Source organism: Microcystis sp. M090S1, from assembly GCF_020246295.1.
In the GTDB taxonomy this organism is placed as follows: Bacteria; Cyanobacteriota; Cyanobacteriia; order Cyanobacteriales; family Microcystaceae; genus Microcystis; species Microcystis aeruginosa.
On the sequence record NZ_JADBTF010000010.1, the window covers coordinates 1 to 4,041 of the forward strand.

Genomic DNA, 4,041 nt, shown 5'->3' on the forward strand with positions numbered 1-4,041 from the left:
ACCAGTTTATGTACTAAAAAAAGGATAATGCCAGGTTTTTGAAGGTCTTAATCCTATTTTCGCAGCATGAACATCGGATTTTAACAGGTCAAAAGCCTTATTTTAAAAGGGTTTTACCATTATTCAGCAAACCCTACTTAAGTTTAGTCCTAATTTTCAGTAACAACCTTATCTGTAAGAAAGCCGCAATGAAAAAAGGACACAAGTTAACTTGTGTCCTTGCCGAAGCTATGAACTTAATTTTTATTTAGCGTCGGAGAATTCCGCATCGATGACATCATCGCCACCACCGGCACCACCAGAGGGGCCATTGTCATCATTGCCACCGGTGGGATTACTAGGGGCCCCTTGCTGATACATACTGCTACCGATCGCGTAGAGGGCTTGTTGTAATTCCGGTAGGATGGTTTTGATCTTACCATCATCGTCTTGAGCGATCGCTTCTTTCAGATCTTTAATCAATGCCTGGGCTTTATTTTTCTCGGATGGGGGAACCTTATCGCCCAACTCGGCTAACTGCTTCTCAGCTTGATAAACGAGGGAATCAGCTTGATTTTTGCGTTCAATGTGTTCACGACGTTCCTTATCGACCGAGGCGTTCGATTCTGCCTCATTAACCATGCGTTCCACTTCATTTTGGGGCAAGGTAGAAGCGCCGGTGATGCTGATCGATTGTTCTTTTCCTGTACCTTTATCCTTAGCGGTGACATTTAAAATACCGTTAGCATCGATGTCGAAGACCACTTCGATTTGAGGCACACCACGAGGAGCGGGAGGGATACCATCGAGTCGGAAAGTTCCCAAACTCTTGTTATCTTTGGCCATTTCCCGTTCCCCTTGCAGGACGTGGATTTCCACGTTAGTTTGTCCATCTACTGCCGTGGAGAAAACTTCCGATTTTTTGGTGGGGATAGTGGTGTTGCGGGTAATAATCCGCGTCATCACACCGCCGAGGGTTTCCACACCCAAAGACAAGGGCGAAACATCAAGCAGAAGAATATCTTTGACTTCACCAGCGAGGACACCACCTTGAATAGCGGCACCTACGGCTACCACTTCATCGGGGTTAACGCTTTGGTTAGGATCTTTGCCCAGAACTTTTTTAACTAATTCTTGAACGGCGGGAATCCGGGTTGAACCACCGACGAGAACCACTTCATCGAGGGCAGATTTATCGATTTTGGCATCACGGATGGCATTTTCGACGGGAATGCGACAGCGATCGATTAAATCGGCGCAAATTTCCTCAAATTTAGCTCTGGTTAAAGTGGTATCTAGGTGTTTTGGTCCTTCGGCGGTAGCGGTGATGAAGGGCAGGTTAATTTCCGCTTGGGTAACGCTAGAAAGTTCAATTTTGGCTTTTTCTGCCGCTTCTGTGAGACGTTGCAGGGCTTGTTTATCTTGACGGAGATCTATTCCTTCAACTTTTTTGAATTCTCCGGCTAAATAATCGACGATTTTTTTATCGAAGTCATCACCACCGAGATGAGTATCTCCAGAGGTAGCGAGAACTTCAAAGACACCATCACCCACTTCTAGAACCGATACGTCAAAGGTTCCCCCACCCAAGTCAAAAACGAGAATAGTTTCGTTAGCTTTTTTATCTAATCCGTAGGCAAGAGAGGCGGCAGTGGGTTCGTTGATAATGCGGAGAACTTCAATCCCGGCAATTCTACCGGCATCTTTGGTGGCCTGACGTTGGGAGTCATTAAAATAAGCGGGTACGGTGATGACTGCTTGGGTAACGGTTTCGCCGAGGTATTTACTGGCATCTTCCACCAGTTTCCGCAGTACCTGGGCGGAAATTTCTTCGGGGGCGAATTGTTTGCCCTGGGCGGGACAGTCTAATTTAACGTTGCCGTTGCCGTCTTGGAGAGTTTTGTAGGATACTTCTGTGGCTTCGTTGGTAACTTCGTTGAATTTCCTGCCGATGAAGCGTTTGACGGAATAAAAAGTATTTTGCGGGTTCATTACCGCTTGACGTTTGGCGATTTGTCCTACTAGGCGATCGCCACTTTTGGCGTAGGCGACGACTGAGGGCGTGGTTCTAAATCCTTCGGCGTTGGCGATAACGGTGGGTTTGCCCCCTTCCATAACCGCGACGCAGGAGTTAGTCGTCCCTAAGTCAATTCCAACTACTTTTCCCATAATCTTTGTGCTGCTCCGATACAACTATAGTGACTTCTAGAATCGGAACTGTACTCGGTTTTTAGGCGATACCCACCCCTATCAGTTCCTTCGTTATCTCTATAGTGCAAAATAACCCCGCTTTCTCGATAGTGTAGGTATCCGAACCTTTTTGGTAGTATTACAGTAGTCGGTAAACCTGCGGTAAAAGTCAAAAATTCTCCCGGAGGGCAGTCTGAACGAGTAATTTAGATAGTCAACAGCTTATCCTCTGTGCTAAAACACGATCACTGATAACGAAGGCAGGGGGCAGGGGGCAGGGGGCAGGAGGCCGTTTTTGTAACGGGGATTTATGCCCTGCTCCAAAAACTTTTCGTCTTAAAAGGCGAGGTTTTAGACCTGATTTTTTCGATCACAATTTATCTAATTCATCGCAGAATCTAAATTGCCTTATTGTCTTGGTTACATCGGCTTTTTACCTGATTATTTCATAAAAACTATGGCTTACGAAACTCTGGATATTTCCACACCGACACCGATTTTATCTTGGGCGGGGCATGAATTAGGACCCCAAGAAACCCAAATGGCCAAAAATGTCGCTTCCCTACCTTTTGTTTATAAACACATTTCTTTAATGCCCGATGTTCACTTGGGTAAAGGCGCTTTAGTCGGTTCGGTGATTGCCACCAAAGATGCCGTAATTCCTGCCGCCGTCGGAGTCGATATCGGTTGCGGCATGGCTGCCCTAAAAATGCCTTTTACTGGCGAACAATTGCAGGGAAAACTTAAAAAAATTCGCCTCGATGTAGAGGCGAATATTCCCGTCGGTTTTGCGGAAAATAAAGAAGTGGATCGGGAAGTAACTAAATGGTCAAAATGGGCGGAATTTAAACAGATTCATCGAGGGGTACAAAACCTAGAGAAAAAAGCCCTTAAACAAATGGGTTCTCTGGGGGGTGGCAATCACTTTATCGAAATTTGTTTAGATACAGACAATCAAGTTTGGTTAATGCTCCATTCCGGTTCTAGAGGTATTGGTAATCAACTGGCCCAATGTCATATTGATACGGCCAAAGAGTTAGCAAAACTAGCAGAAGGTAAATTACCCGACCTCGATCTGGCCTACTTTGTCGCCGGTACAGAAGAATTTACCGCCTACTGGCATGACCTACAATGGGCGCAGGAATATGCCCGTTATAATCGGGAAATTATGATGGCTAGATTTAAACGCATTGTTGAAAAACATCTAGCGGGAGGCAAACCAACTAAACCCCTCTTAGTAGTTAATTGTCATCACAATTATGCCGAAAAAGAAATTCATTTTGGAGAGGAGGTTTATGTCACCCGAAAAGGAGCCGTCCGCGCCAGAGAAACCGATTATGGTATTATCCCCGGTTCCATGGGAGCGCAATCTTATATTGTTAAAGGCAAAGGGGAACATAATAGCTTCTGTTCCTGTTCCCACGGGGCCGGGCGCTTGATGTCGAGAAATCTGGCTAAAAAAACCTTTACTCTTGATGATTTAATCGCCCAAACCCAAGGGGTTGAATGCCGCAAAGATGAGGGCGTTATTGATGAGATTCCGGGAGCTTATAAACCGATCCAACAGGTGATGAATCAACAGGCGGATCTAGTGGAAATTGTCGCCACTCTCAAGCAGGTGATGTGCGTCAAAGGTTAACAAATCATTGCAACAGCGATCAATTTTTGCTGTTTTTTCCCTAGCATGAAAAAGATAGGAATCGATCGAGGATTATAAGCGATGAGTCTGACTATTGCTGCCGAATTAGCACAAATTCCCGCCCATCATAAATCCTGTTTCAAAGGTAAGTACCTAAGCAAAATTAATTACACATCTAAGCCACTACTCCGTCAGACTTCTGGTGTGAGGAAACAGTGAACTGAAAACTCAAA

2 protein-coding genes are annotated in these 4,041 nt (G+C 45.2%); one reads left to right on the forward strand and one right to left on the reverse strand.

Annotation, left to right across the window (positions count from 1 at the left end):
• Positions 1-243: 243 nt before the first annotated feature.
• Complete coding sequence (gene dnaK / locus IM477_RS00350; RefSeq protein WP_147071262.1) at positions 244-2,148, reverse strand: molecular chaperone DnaK; 1,905 nt, start codon at positions 2,146-2,148, stop codon at positions 244-246.
• Positions 2,149-2,626: 478 nt separating this feature from the next.
• Between dnaK and IM477_RS00355 the strand changes: the two genes are divergently transcribed.
• Positions 2,627-3,808, forward strand: a complete 1,182-nt coding sequence (locus IM477_RS00355; RefSeq protein ID WP_287729982.1) for an RtcB family protein — start codon at positions 2,627-2,629, stop codon at positions 3,806-3,808.
• Positions 3,809-4,041 lie beyond the last annotated feature (233 nt).